Genomic DNA, 16,905 nt, shown 5'->3' on the forward strand with positions numbered 1-16,905 from the left:
ACCAAAAGCGTCGAACTACTCGAGCGTTGCCCTCACGGGTTGCGCGGGCTACTAGATAGGAGGCCGTGTGGAACTGCTCCTCCTCACCTCCGACCCCAACCCGGAAGCTGTACTACCGGCGTTGGCGTTGCTGGCGCACTCGGTTCGGCCTGCCCCCACAGAGGTTTCCTCGCTACTCGAGGCAAGTTCCGCGGACGTGGCATTGGTGGATGCGCGCACCGATCTGGCTGCCGCACGCGGGTTGTGTCGATTGCTCGGAAGCACAGGATCCGCAGTACCTGTGGTCGCCGTCCTCACCGAAGGCGGACTCGTTGCCGTCAACGCCGACTGGGGGTTGGACGACATCCTGCTTCCCGGTACCGGTCCGGCTGAGGTGGACGCCCGATTGCGGTTGTTGGTCGCCCGCAGCGGCGGTGTGGCCAGTCCGGAAGCGTCGGGAAAGATCACGCTGGGCGAACTGGTTATCGACGAGGGGACGTACACGGCACGACTGCGTGGACGGCCCCTTGATTTGACTTACAAGGAATTCGAGCTGCTCAAGTACCTCGCGCAGCACGCCGGACGGGTATTCACCCGGGCGCAGCTGCTGCAGGAAGTGTGGGGCTACGACTTCTTCGGCGGCACCAGGACGGTCGACGTCCACGTGCGTCGTCTGCGGGCGAAACTCGGCACCGAATACGAGTCCTTGATCGGTACAGTCCGAAATGTCGGATATAAGGCAGTGCGTCCGACCAGGGCCAAGGGTGGCGCAGCTGCTCCCGTTCAGTTCGAGGACGACGAGGACGTCGACTACGACGCGGCCGACGGATCGGTGGTCTGACGTGGGTTGGACAGATTCACTGCCGGCTGGATTCGCCGAGCAGGTTTTCGCGCTTCTCGATCGCGCAACCGAGTTCGACGGCAAGGCGCCCGTGTCGGAACAGGGGCGCCATGCCGTTGCCGGGCGCGGCGCCGCGCGACACTTCCTCGAACTCGACGGCGATGCAGTCGTCGGTTATGCGCAGCTGCAAGCCGGTTCGGACGAGCATCCCGACATGGCGGAGTTGGTGGTCGACCCGCAGGCGCGGCGTCGCGGCATCGGAACCAGGCTTGCCGCAGCGGTATTCGACGAGGGCCGGCCGGGCACGCGTGTCTGGGCGCACGGAAACGTCGACGCCGCAGTCGAATTCGCCAAGACCCTCGATCTGGTCAGCGTTCGTGAACTCCTGCAGCTGCGTCGACCACTCGATGCTCCGCAGCTTCCGGAAATCGTTGTGCCCGAAGGTGTGACGATTCGGACGTATCGTGGACCCGAAGACGATTCCGAGATCCTTCGCGTCAACAATGCGGCCTTCTCCTGGCATCCCGAGCAGGGTGGCTGGACCCAGGCGGAGATCGACGAGAGAACGGCCGAAGGTTGGTTCGACCCTGCTGGTCTGTTCATGGCGTTCGCGGACACCGATCCCGATACTCTTCTCGGCTTTCACTGGACCAAGGTGCACGCACCCGAAGGTGACGATCCGGAGCTGGGGGAGGTGTACGTCGTGGGGATCGATCCCGCGGCGCAGGGACGAGGTCTCGGCCGAGTGCTGACTCTCGCTGGCATGCATTACCTGCGTGATCGCGGCCTCGGAACCGTCCTTCTGTACGTCGAAGGCGACAACACGGCCGCCCTCCACACGTACGAACGACTGGGCTTCGATCGCTTCCACGTGGACATGGCTTACGCCCGCGCGCTCTGACGTCACAGTCGGACACGCAGAAATGTCCAGTCTGTTCATTCTCCGTTAACCATGTGTGGTCCAGCCGGACACCGCGCCCGCCTACTTTTCTCTGTGGGCAGCGCCGTGTTGCCTGATGCAGATTTCAATCATTCTGCGTCTCATGTCGCCGCCCGATCGTGGGCGTGGCGGTAGCGATTTCCGGAGGATCTTGGTGAATCTCAAGCGCAGTGGTGCCCTGCTCGGTGTAGTGGCCGTGGGCGCCATGACCTTGGCCGCATGTGGCAGCGACAACAACTCGTCGTCGACGGGTGTGGACGCGTCCGCATCGAACGCAACGTGCGAAGGCAAGAGCAACCTCTCTGCCGCTGGTTCCTCGGCACAGAAGAACGCCATGGACCAGTTCGTCGCCACTTACATCTCCGTGTGCCAGGAAAAGGGCAAGACGGTCAACGTCGCGTACAACCCCAGCGGTTCGGGCGACGGTCGTACACAGTTCATCGCCGGCCAGATCGACTTCGCCGGCTCCGACTCGGCCATCAAGGACGAGCAGGCCGACAAGGCCAAGGAGCGTTGCGTCGGCGGCGAAGCCTGGAACCTTCCCCTCGTCTTCGGCCCGATCGCAGTTGCATACAACCTCGACGGCGTCGACAAGCTCGTTCTCAACGCAGAGGTTCTCGCGAAGATCTTCAACGGCGGCATCACCAAGTGGAACGATCCGGCAATCGCCGCGCTCAACTCCGGTGCATCGCTTCCCGACGAGAAGATCACCACCGTGATCCGCTCCGATTCCTCGGGTACCACCGACAACTTCCAGAAGTACCTCGACGCGGCATCGAACGGTGCTTGGACGTCGGGCGCAGGGTCCGACTTCACCGGTGGCGTCGGTGAGGGCGCCAAGGGTTCGGCGGGCGTTGCACAGGCAGTTGCCACGGCACCGGGTTCGATCACCTACGTCGAGAAGTCGTTCGCCGATCAGAACAAGCTCTCGGTTGCCGAAATCAACACCGGCTCCGAGGCAGTCGCACTGACCAACGACACGGCCGCGAAGTCGATCGCAGGCGCGAAGTTCAAGTCCGACGCAACCGGCGACCTGACGCTCGACCTCGCGTCGATCTTCAAGACCAACGAAGCCGGCGCCTACCCGCTGGTTCTCGCCACGTACTCGATCGTCTGCTCCAAGGGCTACGACGCGGACACCTCCGCAGCAGTGAAGTCGTTCCTGACGAGCGCGGCCAACGAGGGTCAGGCCAACCTGGCCGAGCAGGGTTACGTCCCGCTGCCGTCCAACGTCCAGGATCGCCTCAACGCGTCCATCACGGCAATCAGCTGACCTAGAGACTCGTGCGGACAAGCTCATGGATCTACATTCAGACGTGAAGGAAGTGAGCGCGCATGAGTGACGCGCCCATCACCTCGACATCTCGTTCTCCCGGCCCCGCAACCAGCGGGGCCGGGGTGGGCGGTCCGAACGGCACCACGGAGGACACGATTACTTCCACCAAGGCTCCAGAAACCGAGCATCCTCCGAAGGGTGACGGTCCGGGTAGCGGCAACAGCAAGACGGTGACCCGTCCGGGTGACCGCATCTTCAGCTCGCTCGCATCCGGTTCGGCAATCTTCATCACGGTTGTCATCGCGGCGATCGGCGCGTTCCTGATCTGGCGTGCTGTTCCTGCTTTGAGCCGGAACCAGGTCAACTTCCTGACCAGCCGTGAATGGGTCACGCAGAACATCAACGCGATGGCGTTCGGTGTCCTCGATCTTTTCCAGGTCACGGTGTTGGTCTCGCTGTTCGCACTGGTGCTCGCGATGCCGATCGCACTGGGCATCGCGATCTTCCTGACTTCGTACTCACCCAAGTGGCTCACGCGGCCACTGTCGTACACGATCGACCTTCTGGCAGCTGTGCCGTCCATCGTCTACGGCCTGTGGGGACTTCTCGTCTTCGCTCCGGCGATCACCCCGGTCGCGGTGTGGCTCAACGACACTCTCGGCTGGTTCCCGCTCTTTGCCGACGGCAGCGGATCGATCACCGGTGGCGGCACCATCTTCACCGCAGGCATCGTCCTCGCCGTGATGATCCTTCCGGTCATCACCGCAGTGACCCGCGAGGTGTTCATCCAGACCCCGCGATCACAGATCGAAGCCGCACTCGCCCTCGGCGCCACGCGCTGGGAAGTTGTGCGCACCACGGTCATCCCGTTCGGTAAGTCCGGCTACATCAGCGGCTCGATGCTCGGTCTCGGACGCGCACTCGGTGAGACGATGGCGCTCTACCTGATCCTGCGAACCACCTCTCAGGCCTTCGGCTGGTCGCTGTTCGACGGCGGCTCGACCATCGCCTCCAAGATCGCCCTCGGCTACGCGGAGTTCAACAACGACATCCAGGCAGGCGCGTACATCGCGGCCGGACTGGTGCTGTTCGTACTGACCTTCGTCGTCAACGCGGCTGCCCGCGCAGTGATCGCCGGAAAGAAGGACTGACCCATGACCTCCACTCTGGACCGGCCGGTCAAGGCCCCCACTTTCCAAGGCGTCGGCGCTCGTCGTCGTGCCAAGGACGTCATCGCGACCATCCTGGTGAGCCTGGCAGTCGTCATCGCGCTCATCCCGTTGGTCTGGGTGCTCTTCACGGTCATCGCCAAGGGCCTGCCCGCTCTGACGTCGCCTACCTGGTTCACCAACTCGCTGAGCGGATTGACGGCGTCGGCCGACGGCGGCGGTATCTATCACGCATTGATCGGCACCCTGCTGCAAGGCATCGTGTGCGCGGTCTTCTCCATCCCGCTCGGTATCTTCGTCGCGATCTACCTGGTGGAGTACGCCGACCGGAAGTCGAAGCTGGGCAAGCTGACCACGTTCATGGTCGACATCCTCAGCGGTGTTCCGTCGATCGTGGCTGCGCTGTTCATCTACGCCCTGTGGATCGCGACCTTCGGCTTCCCCAAGTCCGCGTTTGCGGTGTCACTGGCTCTGGTCCTTCTGATGGTCCCGGTCGTCATCCGCTCCACCGAGGAAATGCTGCGCATCGTCCCGATGGATCTGCGGGAGGCGTCGTACGCGCTCGGTGTGCCGAAGTGGAAGACCATCTCGAAAATCGTTCTGCCGACGGCACTTCCCGGCATCATCACCGGCGTCATGCTGGCCCTGGCCCGCGTGCTCGGTGAGACCGCACCGCTGCTGATCCTCGTCGGCTACGCACCGTTCATCAACTTCGACCTGTTCAACGGCGAAATGGGCACACTGCCTTCCGTCATGGTCGCCGAGATGAACAACCCCACCGACGCCGGCACCAACCGCATCTGGGGCGCAGCACTGACCCTGATCCTGCTGATCGCGATCCTCAACATCGTCGCGAAGCTGATCGGTCACTTCTCACAGGTCAGAAGTAAGTGATGCGGCCTCGGAACATGTTCGTACTCAACAGCGTCAACAACTCAGTAGGGAGCCGGTAATGGCCAAGCGTCTGGATCTCAAGGACGTCAACATCTACTACGGCAAGTTCCACGCCGTCGCCGATGTGGGCCTGTCCGTCCCGCCCCGGAGCGTCACCGCCTTCATCGGCCCGTCCGGTTGCGGCAAGTCCACCGTTCTCCGTTCACTCAATCGCATGCACGAAGTGATTCCCGGTGCGCGCGTCGAGGGTTCGGTGCTGCTCGACGGCGAGGACATCTACGGCTCGAACGTCGATCCGGTCGGTGTTCGCAAGACCATCGGCATGGTGTTCCAGCGACCCAACCCCTTCCCGACCATGTCCATCAAGGACAACGTCGTCGCGGGCTTGAAGTTGCAGGGCGAGCGCAGCAAGAAGAAGCTCGACGAGGTGGCCGAGCGTTCGCTGCGCGGTGCCAACCTGTGGAACGAGGTCAAGGATCGCCTCGACAAGCCCGGTGGCGGCCTCTCAGGCGGTCAGCAGCAGCGTCTGTGCATCGCGCGTGCCATCGCGGTCTCGCCCGACGTCCTGCTCATGGACGAGCCGTGCTCCGCGCTCGACCCGATCTCGACTCTCGCGATCGAAGACCTGATCACCGAGCTGAAGAAGGATTTCACGATCGTCATCGTCACGCACAACATGCAGCAGGCTGCGCGTGTGAGTGACCAGACGGCATTCTTCAACCTCGAGGCAACCGGCAAGCCCGGTCAGCTCGTCGAGATCGACGACACCGAGAAGATCTTCTCGAACCCGACGCAGAAGGCCACCGAGGACTACATCTCCGGCCGCTTCGGATAGGTCCCGGGATCAACCCTGCACGATCATGTTTCACCCCCGTTTCCAACAGGAGACGGGGGTGAAACTTTTTGGTTGTGGTGATAGTTCCCACTCCGGTGCGCAGAGCTGAGCGTCGTTGGGCGCCCGAATAATTCGATGAGCAGCGCAAGTGCGCCGAGTGGGCGCTGAAGTAGCCGACGATGTGAATCTCGTGGATACTGACGACGCTTCGGACAATGCTAATCTCGGCCCGACAGCACGCTGTCGATCGATGTCGTTTCACAACCGGAAGGGCTTGTCAGTGCACCTCACCCCTTCAGATACCGAAAAGCTGCTCCTGAGCGTCGCGGGCATGGTCGCCCGTGACCGCCGCGAGCGCGGGGTACTGCTGAACTACCCCGAAGCGATGGCACTGATCTCGTGCTGGATTCTCGAGCGCGCGCGTGACGGAATGACGGTTGCGGAACTGATGAACGCCGGTCGGCAAGTGCTCACCCGCGACGACGTGATGGAAGGGGTACCCGAGATGATTGCAAACGTCCAGGTGGAGGCCACTTTCCCGGACGGTCGCAAACTGGTCACCGTGACGGAGCCCATTCGATGATTCCCGGCGAAGTACGTGTGTCCACCGAACCGCTCGAGTTCGGCACGGACGCGGAGAAGATCACGATGGTCGTCGTCAACGACGGCGATCGCCCCATTCAGATCGGTTCACATCTCCACCTTCCCGCGGCCAACCCGGCGTTGACCTTCGATCGCGAAGCGGCAGACGGCTTCCGGCTCGACATCCCCTCGGGAACGTCGGTTCGGTTCGAACCCGGGGTCAGCAGAACGGTGACACTGATCGCGCTCGGCGGACTCAAAAGGGTTCCGGGCCTGCAGATCGTGCCGGACGAAGACCTACCGACACATGCGCGCGAGCCCAAGACCGTCATGCCGTTCGGCACGCCCGGCGTCGAGGTCGAAGAACCTTTGCGAGCGTCCTCGGTGAACGTGCGTGTGAGTGATGTTCCAGTCGAGGCGGATTCACCGGACGACGCCGCGACGACAGTTGAGAGGACAGCCGAATGAGCAGGATCGATCGACGCGGCTACGCCTCCCTGTACGGCCCGACCGCAGGCGACCAGATCCGTTTGGCCGACACCGATCTGTGGATCGAGATCGAGCACGACTACACCGCGACCGGCGACGAGATGGTCTTCGGCGGCGGTAAGAGCATCCGCGAGTCGATGGGCCAGGGCCTGACCACTCGCGACCAGGGTGCTCTCGACGTCGTCATCACCAACACGGTGATTCTCGATCACTGGGGAATCGTCCGGGCAGACGTCGGAATTCGCGACGGACGCATCGTTGCGATCGGCAAGTCCGGTAACCCCGACATCATGGATGGCGTGCACCCCAAGTTGCTCATCGGGCCGAGCACCGACGTGATCGCCGGCGAGGGGAAGATCCTCACCGCGGGTGCGATCGACACTCACGTGCACTTCCTCAGTGAAATCGAGATGATGGAGGCGCTCGCGACCGGTACGACGACGGTGGCGGGCGGCGGAACGGGCCCCACCGAGGGAAGCAAGGCAACCACCGTCACACCCGGCGCCTGGTCCTTGACGATGATGCACCGCGCCCTCGACCACATCCCGCTCAACGTTCTTCTCCTCGGCAAGGGCAGCACCGTCAGTCATGAGGCCATGCGTCAGGAAGCTCTCGCCGGCGCAGGCGGATTCAAGGTTCACGAGGACTGGGGTTCCACTCCGGCCGCGATCGACGCCGCTCTGCGCGCAGCCGACGAGTTCGGCCTTCAGGTAGCGCTGCACGCCGACAGCCTCAACGAAACCGGTTACGTACAGCACACTTTGGATGCGATCGCCGGACGCGGGATCCACGTGTTCCATGCGGAAGGCGCCGGCGGCGGGCACGCACCGGACATCATCGTGACGGCAGGTGAGCCGAACGTTCTTCCGGCATCGACCAATCCGACGTTGCCGCATACCGTCAACACGGTTGCCGAGCACCTCGACATGCTCATCGTGTGTCATGCGCTCAATCCCCGGGTTCCGGAGGATCTTGCCTTTGCCGAGTCTCGGATCCGGCCGACAACGATTGCAGCAGAAGACTTTCTGCACGACATCGGGGCCATCTCGATCACCTCGTCCGATGCCCAGGCGATGGGCCGTATCGGTGAGGTGACCCTGCGGACATGGCAGGTGGCTCACGTCATGAAGGCCCAGTACGGCAAGCTGGGCACCAGCATGCCGGCCGACAACGAGCGTGCGCGGCGTTACGTCGCCAAGTACACGATCTGCCCCGCGGTGGCGCACGGTATCGATCACGAGATCGGCTCGGTCGAGGCCGGGAAGATGGCGGACCTGGTGCTGTGGGATCCCGCGTTCTTCGGAGTCCGTCCTTCTGCCGTGATCAAGGGCGGGGCGATAGTTGCTGCGCCGCTTGGTGATCCGAATGCTGCTATCCCGACCCCGCAGCCGGTGTTCGTTCGCCCGGCCATCGCGGCGACTCCGGGATCGGCCCCGCACCTGTCCACGACGTTCGTCTCTCCGATGGCCATCGAGGACGGTCTGGCCGATCGTCTCGGTCTCACCCGCACCCTTACCGGTGTTCGTCCGACGAGACACCTCACCAAGGCGGACATGCCGAACAACACGGCGCTGCCGTCCATCGACGTCGATCCGGAGACGTTTGCCATCAAGGTCAACGGCGACCTGATCGCGCCCAACCCCGTTGACGTGGTGCCGATGGCTCAGCGCTACATGCTGTTCTGAAACCATGTCGATCGAGACGGCATCTGCCGAGATAGCATCGATGCTCTTGGCAGACGGGCGTCTGCCTACCGGCGGTCACGCGCACTCGTCGGGGTTGGAACCGGCACTGGCGGGCGGACTCCTGCAGAGTCAGGTCCCTGACTTCATTCGCGGTCGACTCGAAACAGTCGGACTTGTCGAGGCCGCTTCAACGGTGGTCACGCGCCGCTGGGCCGTAAGTGAGGGTAGTGCAGGCGAACTCGAGGACATCTCGAGGGAACTGCTCGCTCGGACTCCCAGCGCACCGCTGCGTGAGGCGTCGATTCAGCTCGGCCGTGGGCTGGCGAGACTGGCGTCGCGATTGTGGCCGCAGCACCCCGCGGTGCAGATGCTCATGGCGCTGTCTGGGCATCCGATGCGTCCGCTCGCGTTGGGCGTCTTCACGGCGGTCTCCGGGATGGACGACCTACAGGCAGCCAGATCTTGTTTGTACGACGACGCCCAAACGGTGGCGTCGGCGGCATTGAAGCTACTGCCGGTGGATCCGGCAGAACCGGTCGAATGGTTGCTCCGAGCAGCCCCGACCATCGAAACCGTCGCCGCGGCTGCCGTAGCCGTCGAGGGCGTCGCAGATATACCCGCAACAACAGGGCCGTTGGTCGAACAATGGTCACTCGAACACCACGCTCGATCCAGGAGGATTTTCCGTGCTTGACAACCTGAACAACACCACCACTGCTGCAAGAGGTTTGAGGCTCGGCGTTGCCGGCCCCGTCGGCACCGGCAAAAGCACCCTCATCGCCACCATCTGCCGCGAACTCGCGGCGGAGTACGAGATCGCGGTGGTCACCAACGACATCTACACCGACGAGGACGCGCGACTGTTGCGCGCGGCCAACGTTCTGCCGATCGAGCGCATCGTCGCAGTCGAGACCGGTGCGTGCCCGCACACGGCTATTCGTGACGACGTCACGCCGAACCTCATTGCGGTCGAAGACCTCGAGCGTCAGTTCCATCCCCTCGACATGGTGATCGTGGAAAGCGGCGGTGACAACCTGACCGCCACGTTCAGCCCGGCACTGGTCGACGCCCAGATCTTCTGCATCGACGTCGCGGGCGGCGGAGACGTCGCACGCAAGGGCGGTCCCGGAATCGAGCGGGCAGATCTGTTGGTGGTCAACAAGATCGACCTGGCCCCGTACGTCGACGTCGACGCGGTCCAGATGGTTGCCGATGCCACGGCCGCGCGTGACGGACTTCCCGTTCTCGCGCTCAGCCAGAAGGATCACTCAACGATCGACCAGCTCAGTGCGTGGCTCCGCCAGGTCATCGCATCTCATCGCGCGGGTAGTCACACCCCGCAGGATCCGGGGCCGATGGCGCCGCACTTCCATGCCGATGAAGAAGACCACGGTCACGGTCACGGGCACAGCCACTCTCACGCTCACTGATGCGCACTGGAGCTACGCGGGTCGTCGTCGAGAGAGTGGGTGACACCGCTGTTGCGCGAGAGCTGATCTCGGGCGACTTCTTGGCCCCGCGGTTCGTCGACGCTCGCGGGCTCACCGTGCGAATTGCCCTGGTAGGGCACAGTGCAACGCTGCTGGCCGGCGACGACCTGCGTATCGAATTCGTAGTCGCTCCGGGTACGTGCCTCGAGGTGATCGAGCCGTCGGGGACCGTCGCGTACAACGCGCGTGGCGGCCGGGCGTCGTGGTCGGCTTCGGCGAGCGTCGGCGCCGGTGCGGCGCTGATCTGGCGCGCGGCACCGTTTGTCGTCGCGGGCGGCGCGGATGTGACCAGGCGCGTGGATATTTCGCTGGAATCCGATGCGGTTGCGCTGCTCGACGAGATGATCGTGTTCGGCCGGACCGGCGAAACCGGCGGTGCCCTTCGCTCGGATCAGCGCATTACCGTCGACGGTGACGCGCTGCTCGTGGAAACTCTCGACCTGCGTAGCGTGCCGGGCCGTTCGCTGCCGGGAATTCTCGGTGGCCATCGCGTGCTCGGTACGACCATGCTGTTGGGGATGAAGACTACCGACGACGTCGAAGGGCACGTGACGCCGCTGGCGGGAGCAGGGATGCTGGCACGGGCCGTTGCCGATCACGCACATGAGGCGAGCGCAGCGTTGGATCCGATCTGGTCGCAGTGGCGTGGGCGAGTTTCGCGGGAGTACACCGACTGATTCGCCCTACCGTCACACTTCGGGAGGCTGCGTCGTCCAGTATGTGACCAGGCCGAAGAGAGCCGGGCGCACAGGTTTGACGGAGGCATCATGCGAATTGTTGTTCTGGGCGGAACCGGCCAGATGGGAAAGCTGGTCGTCGAGCAGGCAAAGGCAGGGGGCCACGACGTGGTCGCTGCCGCTCGATCGACGGGAGTCGACATCTCTACGGGTGCCGGGTTGGACGAAGCATTTTCCGGCGCCGACGTGGTCGTCGACGTGAGTGATCATGTCACCAACAGTGCGAGGAAGGCGATCGAGTTCTTCGAGACGGCAGCAAGGAACATCGTCGCGGCCGAAGCCAGGGCCGGCGTGAAGCACCACGTGTTGCTCTCGATCGTGAACTGCGACGATCCGCGATTGAAGTCCTTCGGTTACTACCAGGGGAAGGCTGCGCAGGAACGCGCGGTGGAAGCGTCGAGTATTCCCTTCACGATCCTGCGATCCACTCAGTGGTTCGAGTTCGGCGAGAAGACGATCGCGCTGTTCGGACTGGGGCCGATCGCTATGGTTCCTCGGATGCGGTCACAACCGGTGGCAGCGAAGACCGTCGCCGAGGCTCTGGTGACGTGCGCTCAGAACGGTCCGACCGGGAGGGCTCCAGATCTCGCCGGGCCTGAGGTCCTCGAGATCCCGGCCATGACGCGCGAGATCTTGAAATACCGTGGCCGACGTAAGTGGCTGATCCCGATCTCGATGCCGGGAGCGGGTAAGGCGATGAAGGGTGGGGCGTTGCTGCCCGCGCCGGGATCCACAACTGCAGGACCCACGTTGGAAACCTGGTTGCACGAGAACTGAATAGGAAAGGCGGCCGCGCAAGTGCGCGGCCGCCTTTTACTCACGTGGACGGTTGGGTTCAGAGATCCGGGTACGAGGTGAGGTTGTCGACCTTCTCGGTGGTTTCGGGCTCTTCGGGCAGCTTGCCGGTCACCAGGAAGATGACACGTCGGCCGACCTCGACGGCGTGGTCGGCGAATCGCTCGTAGAAGCGGCCGAGCAGCGTGACGTCGACTGCGGCGGCAACGCCGTGCTTCCACTCACGGTCCATGAGGACGGTGAAGAGGTGGCGGTGGAGGTCGTCCATCGCTTCGTCTTCTTCGCGCAGACGGGCAGCGCGCTCGGGGTCGCGGGTCTCGAGGACGACCTTGGCGGCCGCACCGATGGAGACAGCGATGCGTCCCATCTCGGCGAAGTAGCCGTTGACCTCTTCAGGAAGCACGTGGTTGGGATGTCGGCGGCGCGCGATCTTGGCGACGTGCAGGGCGAGTGCGCCCATGCGGTCGATGTCGGCGACGATCTGGATTCCGCTGACCACCGAGCGCAGATCTCCGGCAACGGGAGCCTGCAAGGCGAGCAACGCAAACGCGCGCTCCTCGCAGATGGTGCTGAGTTCGGTGATCTTGTCGTGTTCGCCGATTACTTGTTCTGCCAGGGACAGGTCTGCCTGGAGCAGGGACTGGGTGGCGCGCTCCATAGCGGCACCTGCCAGTCCTGCCATCTCGCCGAGCGTGTCTGCAAGCTCGGTCATCTGTTCGTTGTAAGCCACGCGCATGAGGTCAGAGCCTACGTGCCGTGAAAGACCAAGTCACAAGCACCAGGTGAACGCAAGGTGAATGAACGCGTGTCAGTCGCAGGTGGTGTCGCCGGCGTTGACGCTGGCGATGTCGGCGGGCAGAGCCGTCGAGGTGCTGGTGTCGACCGACGTCGGATTTGCCGCCAGGATGGTTCCCGGGTCCGCGGGGGCGACGACGGTGCCGGCGAAATTGCTTCCGACGACGACCTCGATCATGTCTCCCATGCTCGGAGCGAGAACCAGAACCGCGCCGGGAATCGACGACGCGACCGTCACCGCTTCAGCCTCGTAACCTGCGGCGTAGCGCACGACGGTGGTCGACGCTTGAGCATTCGCCAGGCCGGTGGCTGCGCTGAAGTTACCGACCGTGGAGATCTGGAAACCGTAAGCCGCGAGGCTGTCGGCGATTGTCGCGGCCTGCCCGGCGATTCCCGAGGCGTTGGAGACGTCGACCGAGATGTTGTAGGCGCTCATTGCCTCGACGGAAGTGGCGGCCGGCGGCGTGCTGGACGTAGGAGCGGTTGTCGTGGAACTGGTGGACGACGGTGTGGTGTCCTCGCGCTCTTCACCCGGAAGCGGATCGTCGTCGATGATCGCCTGGAAGAGGGACTTGATCTCGTCCGTGCGAGGAATCTCGTTGCCCCAGTCGTTGGTGCCGTCCGTGGGGACCGTCAAGAACGTGACCGCGCCTGCGTCGACGTTCTGGAGCGAGCGACCGAGGGTGACCAGTGACTTGGTGTCGATGTTTTCGACGAACGTGTCGCTGGTGAAGGCGTTGATGAATCCGTTGAGCTTGCTCGGATTCAGGAGGACCTGGTTGGACAGGGCCGAGCGGAGCAGCGCCGACAGGAACTTCTGCTGACGGGTGATGCGCCCGTAGTCGCCGTTGCCCTCGGCTTCGACGTGGCGAGCACGCACGTAGTTGAGGGCGGTACGGCCGTCGAGCATCTGCGTGCCGCCGGAGGCGAGGACGGTTCCGAGGATGCCGTCTTCGATCGGTCCGGGGGAGCAGACGTTCACACCGCCGACGGTGTCGACCATGCGCTCGAAACCGGCGAAGTCCATTCCGACGAAGTGCCCGATTTTCAGGCCGGACATCTTCTGGATGACCTTGACCAGGCATTTGGGGCCACCGAGTGCGTACGTCGCATTGAGTTTGTCCCCGCTCGCTGCCGGGAAGGTTTCGCTGGTGTACTTGCCGGCGTCGTTGTCCCATCCCTGACAGATCGGACGTTCGACGTCGAGGTCACGCGGGAAGGAGACGGCGACGACGCGGCTTCGGTCGGCGGGAATGTTCACCAGCATGACCGTGTCGGCTCGGGCGCCTTCGGCGTCTTCGACGGTTCCGGCGCCGATCTCACCGCTCGCACCGGCGCGGGTATCGGTGCCGATGATCAGGTACGTCTCGTCGCCGAGTTGACCACCGGCGTCGATGATGTCGTCGGACTCGGTGTCGAGTGCCGCAATCTGATCGAATCCGCCTTCGACCGAGCGCAGATAGCCCCACACGACGCCGGTCAATGCGAGAGACATGACGGCCAGGAACGCTACTGCCGATCGGCCGATCACTTTTGCGCGATGGCGGCGGCGAATCTTGCTTTGCGCCAGACGAGTGGCGCCGGTGTCACCGACTACCCGCGGCACTGCGGAGGTGACGGGATGTTCTTCGGTGATCCAGTCCGCAGCGGCGGGCGGAACGGTCGGACGGGCGGGAATCGGCCGGGCGGGGGGCGGCGACGACGCTGCTGAAGATTGAGTCTTGGGTGTTACGGATTTGTTCGGCGCCGGCTTGGGCGGCGTAGCCGGGGCTGGTGGCGGCTTCTTGTCGCCTACCCGACGGACCAACTCGGCGACCGAAACAGAGTCGTCGGTCGGAGGCGAGTCCCGTCGCCCGGTACGTCCACTGCTGCGACGCTCCGGGGGACTGGGTGGTTGCGGTGTTGGTCGCTGGGGTGTGGCAGGGCGCTGGGGCGTTGCCGGTTGGTCCGGTCGGGCGTTGCGGAAGCGCTTGTCTGCGAGCGGACGTTCCCAGGGGGCGCGGCTCTCGGGCGGAGGTGGGCCCGAATCGTGATCATCACCCACCGATGCAACCTGTCCCGTCGTCGACTGTCAGTAACTCGTCATTCAGATGCCGGCGTCAACCGGTTGTCGACGAAGCTGGAGCCATATTACTGGTGAATCCTGAGTGCTTCACTCAGAAAGTGATGTGAGTAATCCGACGGCGTGTTTTCGCTAGCCACCCGAGTGCATCATGTCAGCTCCCACCGGCACAAGGTCGTCTTCGGGATCGTCGAGCCAACCTTCCGGGAGTGCTACCTGACCGGGTGAGCCTTGGCGTCCGCGCGGGCCTTCGGCGTCCTTGGGGAACGGGACGTCGTGGTCGAGCTGTCCGAGCAGATCGTCCAGTTCGGACAACGTGCTGACCAGAGCCATCGAGACCCGCAGATCCGATCCGACCGGGAACCCACGCATGTACCAGGAGACGTGCTTGCGAAGTTCGCGCAGACCCTTCATTTCACCGTGATGTGCGGCGAGCAGTTGGGCGTGACGGGCGATGATCTTGGTGACTTCGCCGAGCGTCGGCGGCGTGGCGATCTGTTGTCCGTTGAGAGCTGCGCTGAGTTCCGCGAACAGCCATGGCCGTCCGAGGCAGCCGCGTCCGACGACGACGCCGTCGCAGCCGGTCTCGTTCATCATGCGGGCAGCATCCGAGGCGTCGAAGATGTCGCCGTTGCCGAGGATCGGCACGTCGGTGACGTGTTCCTTGAGGCGCGTGATCTCGTTCCAGTCAGCAGTGCCGGAGTAGCGCTGCGACGCGGTACGTGCGTGAAGTGCGACGGCAGCGGCGCCTTCAGCTGCGGCGATCCGGCCTGCGTCGAGGTGCGTGTGATGTTCGGGGTCGATGCCGACGCGCATCTTGACGGTGACCGGAATGTCGGTGCCTTCGGTGGCGCGCACGGCTGCCGCGACGATCTGACCGAACAGTCGACGCTTGTACGGTAGCGCCGATCCGCCGCCCTTGCGGGTCACCTTGGGTACCGGGCAGCCGAAGTTCATGTCGATGTGATCGGCCATGTTCTCGTCGACGATCATCTTGGCCGCGGCGTAAGTCGTATCCGGGTCGACGGTGTACAGCTGCAGCGACCTGGGCGTTTCGGTCGGACCGAACGTGGTCATGTGCATCGTGGCGGGTTGGCGTTCGACGAGCGCGCGGGCGGTGACCATCTCGCAGACGTAGAGCCCGGACGTGCTGCCTGCACGTTCGAGTTCGAGTTCACGGCACAGCGTGCGGAAGGCGACGTTGGTGACGCCCGCCATGGGTGCGAGGACCACGGGGCTGTGCAGCTCGAGTGAACCGATACGAAGGGATGACATGTCTACCTCTGAACAAATACTTGTGACAATTGGAAGTGCCCGGTACCGAATCCGGTACCGGGCACAGAATAGCTGGTGAAACTAAGAAGCCTGCTGTTCGCGCTTGGCGGCTTCGCGTGCGAGCATGCGATCGCGCTGTTCCTCGAACTTCGTCGCGTTGGCGGCGAGTGTCTCGAGGAAGGCCGCCAACTCTTCGCGCGTGTTCTCGCCTTCGGCGCTGAAATCGTTGCGCTCGAAGATGTTCCACTTGCGCAGGACAGGCCAGACGACCTCGTCGAGGTGCTGGCGAAGGTCGTAGATGCCGTGCTTGGCCATCAGAGCGCCGTTGCGGCGGAAGTTCGGCATGCCGGCACCGGGCATCTGGAAGTTCTGGACGATGTTCGCCACAGCCTTGAGCGCCTGATCGGGAGCAAGATCGAGCGCGGCGGCGCAGATGTTGCGGTAGAAAATCATGTGCAGGTTCTCGTCGGCGGCGATGCGCTGAAGCATCTTGTCTGCAATCGGCTCGTCGCAGGCCTTGCCGGTGTTGCGGTGGCTGACGCGCGTCGCGAGTTCCTGGAAGGTCACGTAGGCGACCGAGTGCAGCAGGCCGGCGTCGCCCTCGTCGATGGGTGCGCTGTAACCGTTTGTCATGTGTTCCATGCGGAAGCGCTCGAGCTCGACGGGGTCGACTGCGCGCGTGACGACGAGGTAGTCACGCATCACGATGCCGTGGCGGTTCTCCTCGGCGGTCCACCGGCCGACCCACGTTCCCCAGGCACCGTCCTGCGAAAAGTTCTCGGCGATCTCACGGTGGTACGACGGCAGGTTGTCCTCGGTGAGCAGGTTGGTGATCATCGCGGCGCGAGCTACCTCGCCGAGTTGTGACTGTTCGAGACTCCAGTCTTCGCCACCCATGGCTGCGAAGTTACGGCCCTCGTCCCACGGAACGTAGTCGTGTGGATGCCATTCCTTGGCCATGGAGATGTGGCGGTTGACGTTCTCCTCGGCAACCGGCTGCAGCTCTTGTAGCAGCTCCAGCTGCGTCAGAATCCTCGTCATTTCTTGCCTCCATGTTGAGT

General features: G+C 63.7%; 17 protein-coding genes. 13 read left to right on the forward strand and 4 right to left on the reverse strand.

What is annotated here, in order from left to right; translation table 11 throughout:
• The first annotated feature begins 67 nt into the window (after positions 1–67).
• The 13 genes from G9U53_RS18675 (at position 68) to G9U53_RS18735 (ending at position 11,694) form a co-directional block, all read left to right on the forward strand.
• On the forward strand, positions 68–820 hold the full coding sequence (locus tag G9U53_RS18675) for a response regulator transcription factor (protein ID WP_003939728.1): 753 nt from the start codon (positions 68–70) through the stop codon (positions 818–820).
• A gap of 1 nt (position 821) precedes the next feature.
• A complete protein-coding gene (gene mshD / locus G9U53_RS18680) occupies positions 822–1,721 on the forward strand; it encodes a mycothiol synthase (RefSeq protein ID WP_165639045.1) in 900 nt (299 codons plus the stop codon).
• Between the two features lie 193 nt (positions 1,722–1,914).
• Positions 1,915–3,033, forward strand: a complete 1,119-nt coding sequence (gene pstS, locus G9U53_RS18685) for a phosphate ABC transporter substrate-binding protein PstS (protein WP_003940482.1) — start codon at positions 1,915–1,917, stop codon at positions 3,031–3,033.
• 62 nt (positions 3,034–3,095) lie between these two features.
• Entirely contained in the window at positions 3,096–4,187 is a 1,092-nt protein-coding gene (pstC, locus tag G9U53_RS18690) for a phosphate ABC transporter permease subunit PstC (protein WP_007733846.1), read from the forward strand.
• A gap of 3 nt (positions 4,188–4,190) precedes the next feature.
• Positions 4,191–5,099, forward strand: a complete 909-nt coding sequence (gene pstA, locus G9U53_RS18695; RefSeq protein WP_003940100.1) for a phosphate ABC transporter permease PstA — start codon at positions 4,191–4,193, stop codon at positions 5,097–5,099.
• A 58-nt stretch (positions 5,100–5,157) separates the two neighbouring features.
• Entirely contained in the window at positions 5,158–5,934 is a 777-nt protein-coding gene (gene pstB, locus G9U53_RS18700; RefSeq protein ID WP_003939968.1) for a phosphate ABC transporter ATP-binding protein PstB, read from the forward strand.
• Between the two features lie 280 nt (positions 5,935–6,214).
• A complete protein-coding gene (gene ureA, locus G9U53_RS18705) occupies positions 6,215–6,517 on the forward strand; it encodes an urease subunit gamma (protein WP_003939800.1) in 303 nt (100 codons plus the stop codon).
• Positions 6,514–6,984, forward strand: coding sequence for an urease subunit beta (gene ureB / locus G9U53_RS34200; RefSeq protein ID WP_007733849.1), 471 nt, complete (start codon positions 6,514–6,516; stop codon positions 6,982–6,984). Before ureA ends, ureB begins: the two co-directional genes overlap by 4 nt.
• Positions 6,981–8,690 carry an urease subunit alpha gene (locus G9U53_RS18715; protein ID WP_030535249.1) on the forward strand — a complete coding sequence of 570 codons (1,710 nt, stop codon included), beginning with the start codon at positions 6,981–6,983 and terminating at the stop codon, positions 8,688–8,690. Before ureB ends, G9U53_RS18715 begins: the two co-directional genes overlap by 4 nt.
• A 4-nt stretch (positions 8,691–8,694) precedes the next feature.
• Complete coding sequence (locus G9U53_RS18720; RefSeq protein ID WP_165639046.1) at positions 8,695–9,384, forward strand: urease accessory UreF family protein; 690 nt, start codon at positions 8,695–8,697, stop codon at positions 9,382–9,384.
• Complete coding sequence (gene ureG / locus G9U53_RS18725; RefSeq protein WP_003939705.1) at positions 9,377–10,120, forward strand: urease accessory protein UreG; 744 nt, start codon at positions 9,377–9,379, stop codon at positions 10,118–10,120. Before G9U53_RS18720 ends, ureG begins: the two co-directional genes overlap by 8 nt.
• Positions 10,120–10,857 (forward strand): urease accessory protein UreD, encoded by a 738-nt coding sequence (locus G9U53_RS18730; protein WP_207624411.1) that lies wholly within the window; start codon positions 10,120–10,122, stop codon positions 10,855–10,857. Before ureG ends, G9U53_RS18730 begins: the two co-directional genes overlap by 1 nt.
• Positions 10,858–10,947: 90 nt before the next feature.
• Positions 10,948–11,694 carry an SDR family oxidoreductase gene (locus tag G9U53_RS18735; RefSeq protein WP_165639047.1) on the forward strand — a complete coding sequence of 249 codons (747 nt, stop codon included), beginning with the start codon at positions 10,948–10,950 and terminating at the stop codon, positions 11,692–11,694.
• Positions 11,695–11,752: 58 nt separating this feature from the next.
• Here the strand turns inward: G9U53_RS18735 and phoU are convergent, their stop codons facing one another.
• The 4 genes from phoU to G9U53_RS18755 all read right to left on the reverse strand — a co-directional run bounded on the left by phoU (position 11,753) and on the right by G9U53_RS18755 (position 16,885).
• Positions 11,753–12,448: a phosphate signaling complex protein PhoU gene (phoU, locus tag G9U53_RS18740; RefSeq protein ID WP_003940130.1), complete on the reverse strand. Its 696-nt coding sequence runs from the start codon at positions 12,446–12,448 to the stop codon at positions 11,753–11,755.
• Positions 12,449–12,520: 72 nt separating this feature from the next.
• Positions 12,521–14,551 (reverse strand): LCP family protein, encoded by a 2,031-nt coding sequence (locus G9U53_RS18745; RefSeq protein WP_064073420.1) that lies wholly within the window; start codon positions 14,549–14,551, stop codon positions 12,521–12,523.
• Positions 14,552–14,701: 150 nt separating this feature from the next.
• Positions 14,702–15,844 (reverse strand): tRNA dihydrouridine synthase DusB, encoded by a 1,143-nt coding sequence (dusB, locus tag G9U53_RS18750; RefSeq protein ID WP_003939756.1) that lies wholly within the window; start codon positions 15,842–15,844, stop codon positions 14,702–14,704.
• 81 nt (positions 15,845–15,925) lie between these two features.
• Positions 15,926–16,885: an acyl-ACP desaturase gene (locus G9U53_RS18755; RefSeq protein ID WP_003940492.1), complete on the reverse strand. Its 960-nt coding sequence runs from the start codon at positions 16,883–16,885 to the stop codon at positions 15,926–15,928.
• Between the last annotated feature and the right edge of the window lie 20 nt (positions 16,886–16,905).

The organism is Rhodococcus sp. D-46, from assembly GCF_011290655.1.
In the GTDB taxonomy this organism is placed as follows: domain Bacteria; phylum Actinomycetota; class Actinomycetes; order Mycobacteriales; family Mycobacteriaceae; genus Rhodococcus_F; species Rhodococcus_F qingshengii.

What these genes read in the sequence shown, in the direction of transcription:
- pstC (WP_007733846.1), top strand. Translation starts at nt 3,096, where the DNA reads ATGAGTGACGCGCCCATCACCTCGACATCTCGTTCTCCCGGCCCCGCA.
- pstA (WP_003940100.1), top strand. Translation starts at nt 4,191, where the DNA reads ATGACCTCCACTCTGGACCGGCCGGTCAAGGCCCCCACTTTCCAAGGC.
- pstB (WP_003939968.1), top strand. Translation starts at nt 5,158, where the DNA reads ATGGCCAAGCGTCTGGATCTCAAGGACGTCAACATCTACTACGGCAAG.
- ureB (WP_007733849.1), top strand. Translation starts at nt 6,514, where the DNA reads ATGATTCCCGGCGAAGTACGTGTGTCCACCGAACCGCTCGAGTTCGGC.
- G9U53_RS18715 (WP_030535249.1), top strand. Translation starts at nt 6,981, where the DNA reads ATGAGCAGGATCGATCGACGCGGCTACGCCTCCCTGTACGGCCCGACC.
- G9U53_RS18720 (WP_165639046.1), top strand. Translation starts at nt 8,695, where the DNA reads ATGTCGATCGAGACGGCATCTGCCGAGATAGCATCGATGCTCTTGGCA.
- G9U53_RS18730 (WP_207624411.1), top strand. Translation starts at nt 10,120, where the DNA reads ATGCGCACTGGAGCTACGCGGGTCGTCGTCGAGAGAGTGGGTGACACC.
- G9U53_RS18735 (WP_165639047.1), top strand. Translation starts at nt 10,948, where the DNA reads ATGCGAATTGTTGTTCTGGGCGGAACCGGCCAGATGGGAAAGCTGGTC.
- phoU (WP_003940130.1), bottom strand. Translation starts at nt 12,448, where the DNA reads ATGCGCGTGGCTTACAACGAACAGATGACCGAGCTTGCAGACACGCTC.
- dusB (WP_003939756.1), bottom strand. Translation starts at nt 15,844, where the DNA reads ATGTCATCCCTTCGTATCGGTTCACTCGAGCTGCACAGCCCCGTGGTC.
- G9U53_RS18755 (WP_003940492.1), bottom strand. Translation starts at nt 16,885, where the DNA reads ATGACGAGGATTCTGACGCAGCTGGAGCTGCTACAAGAGCTGCAGCCG.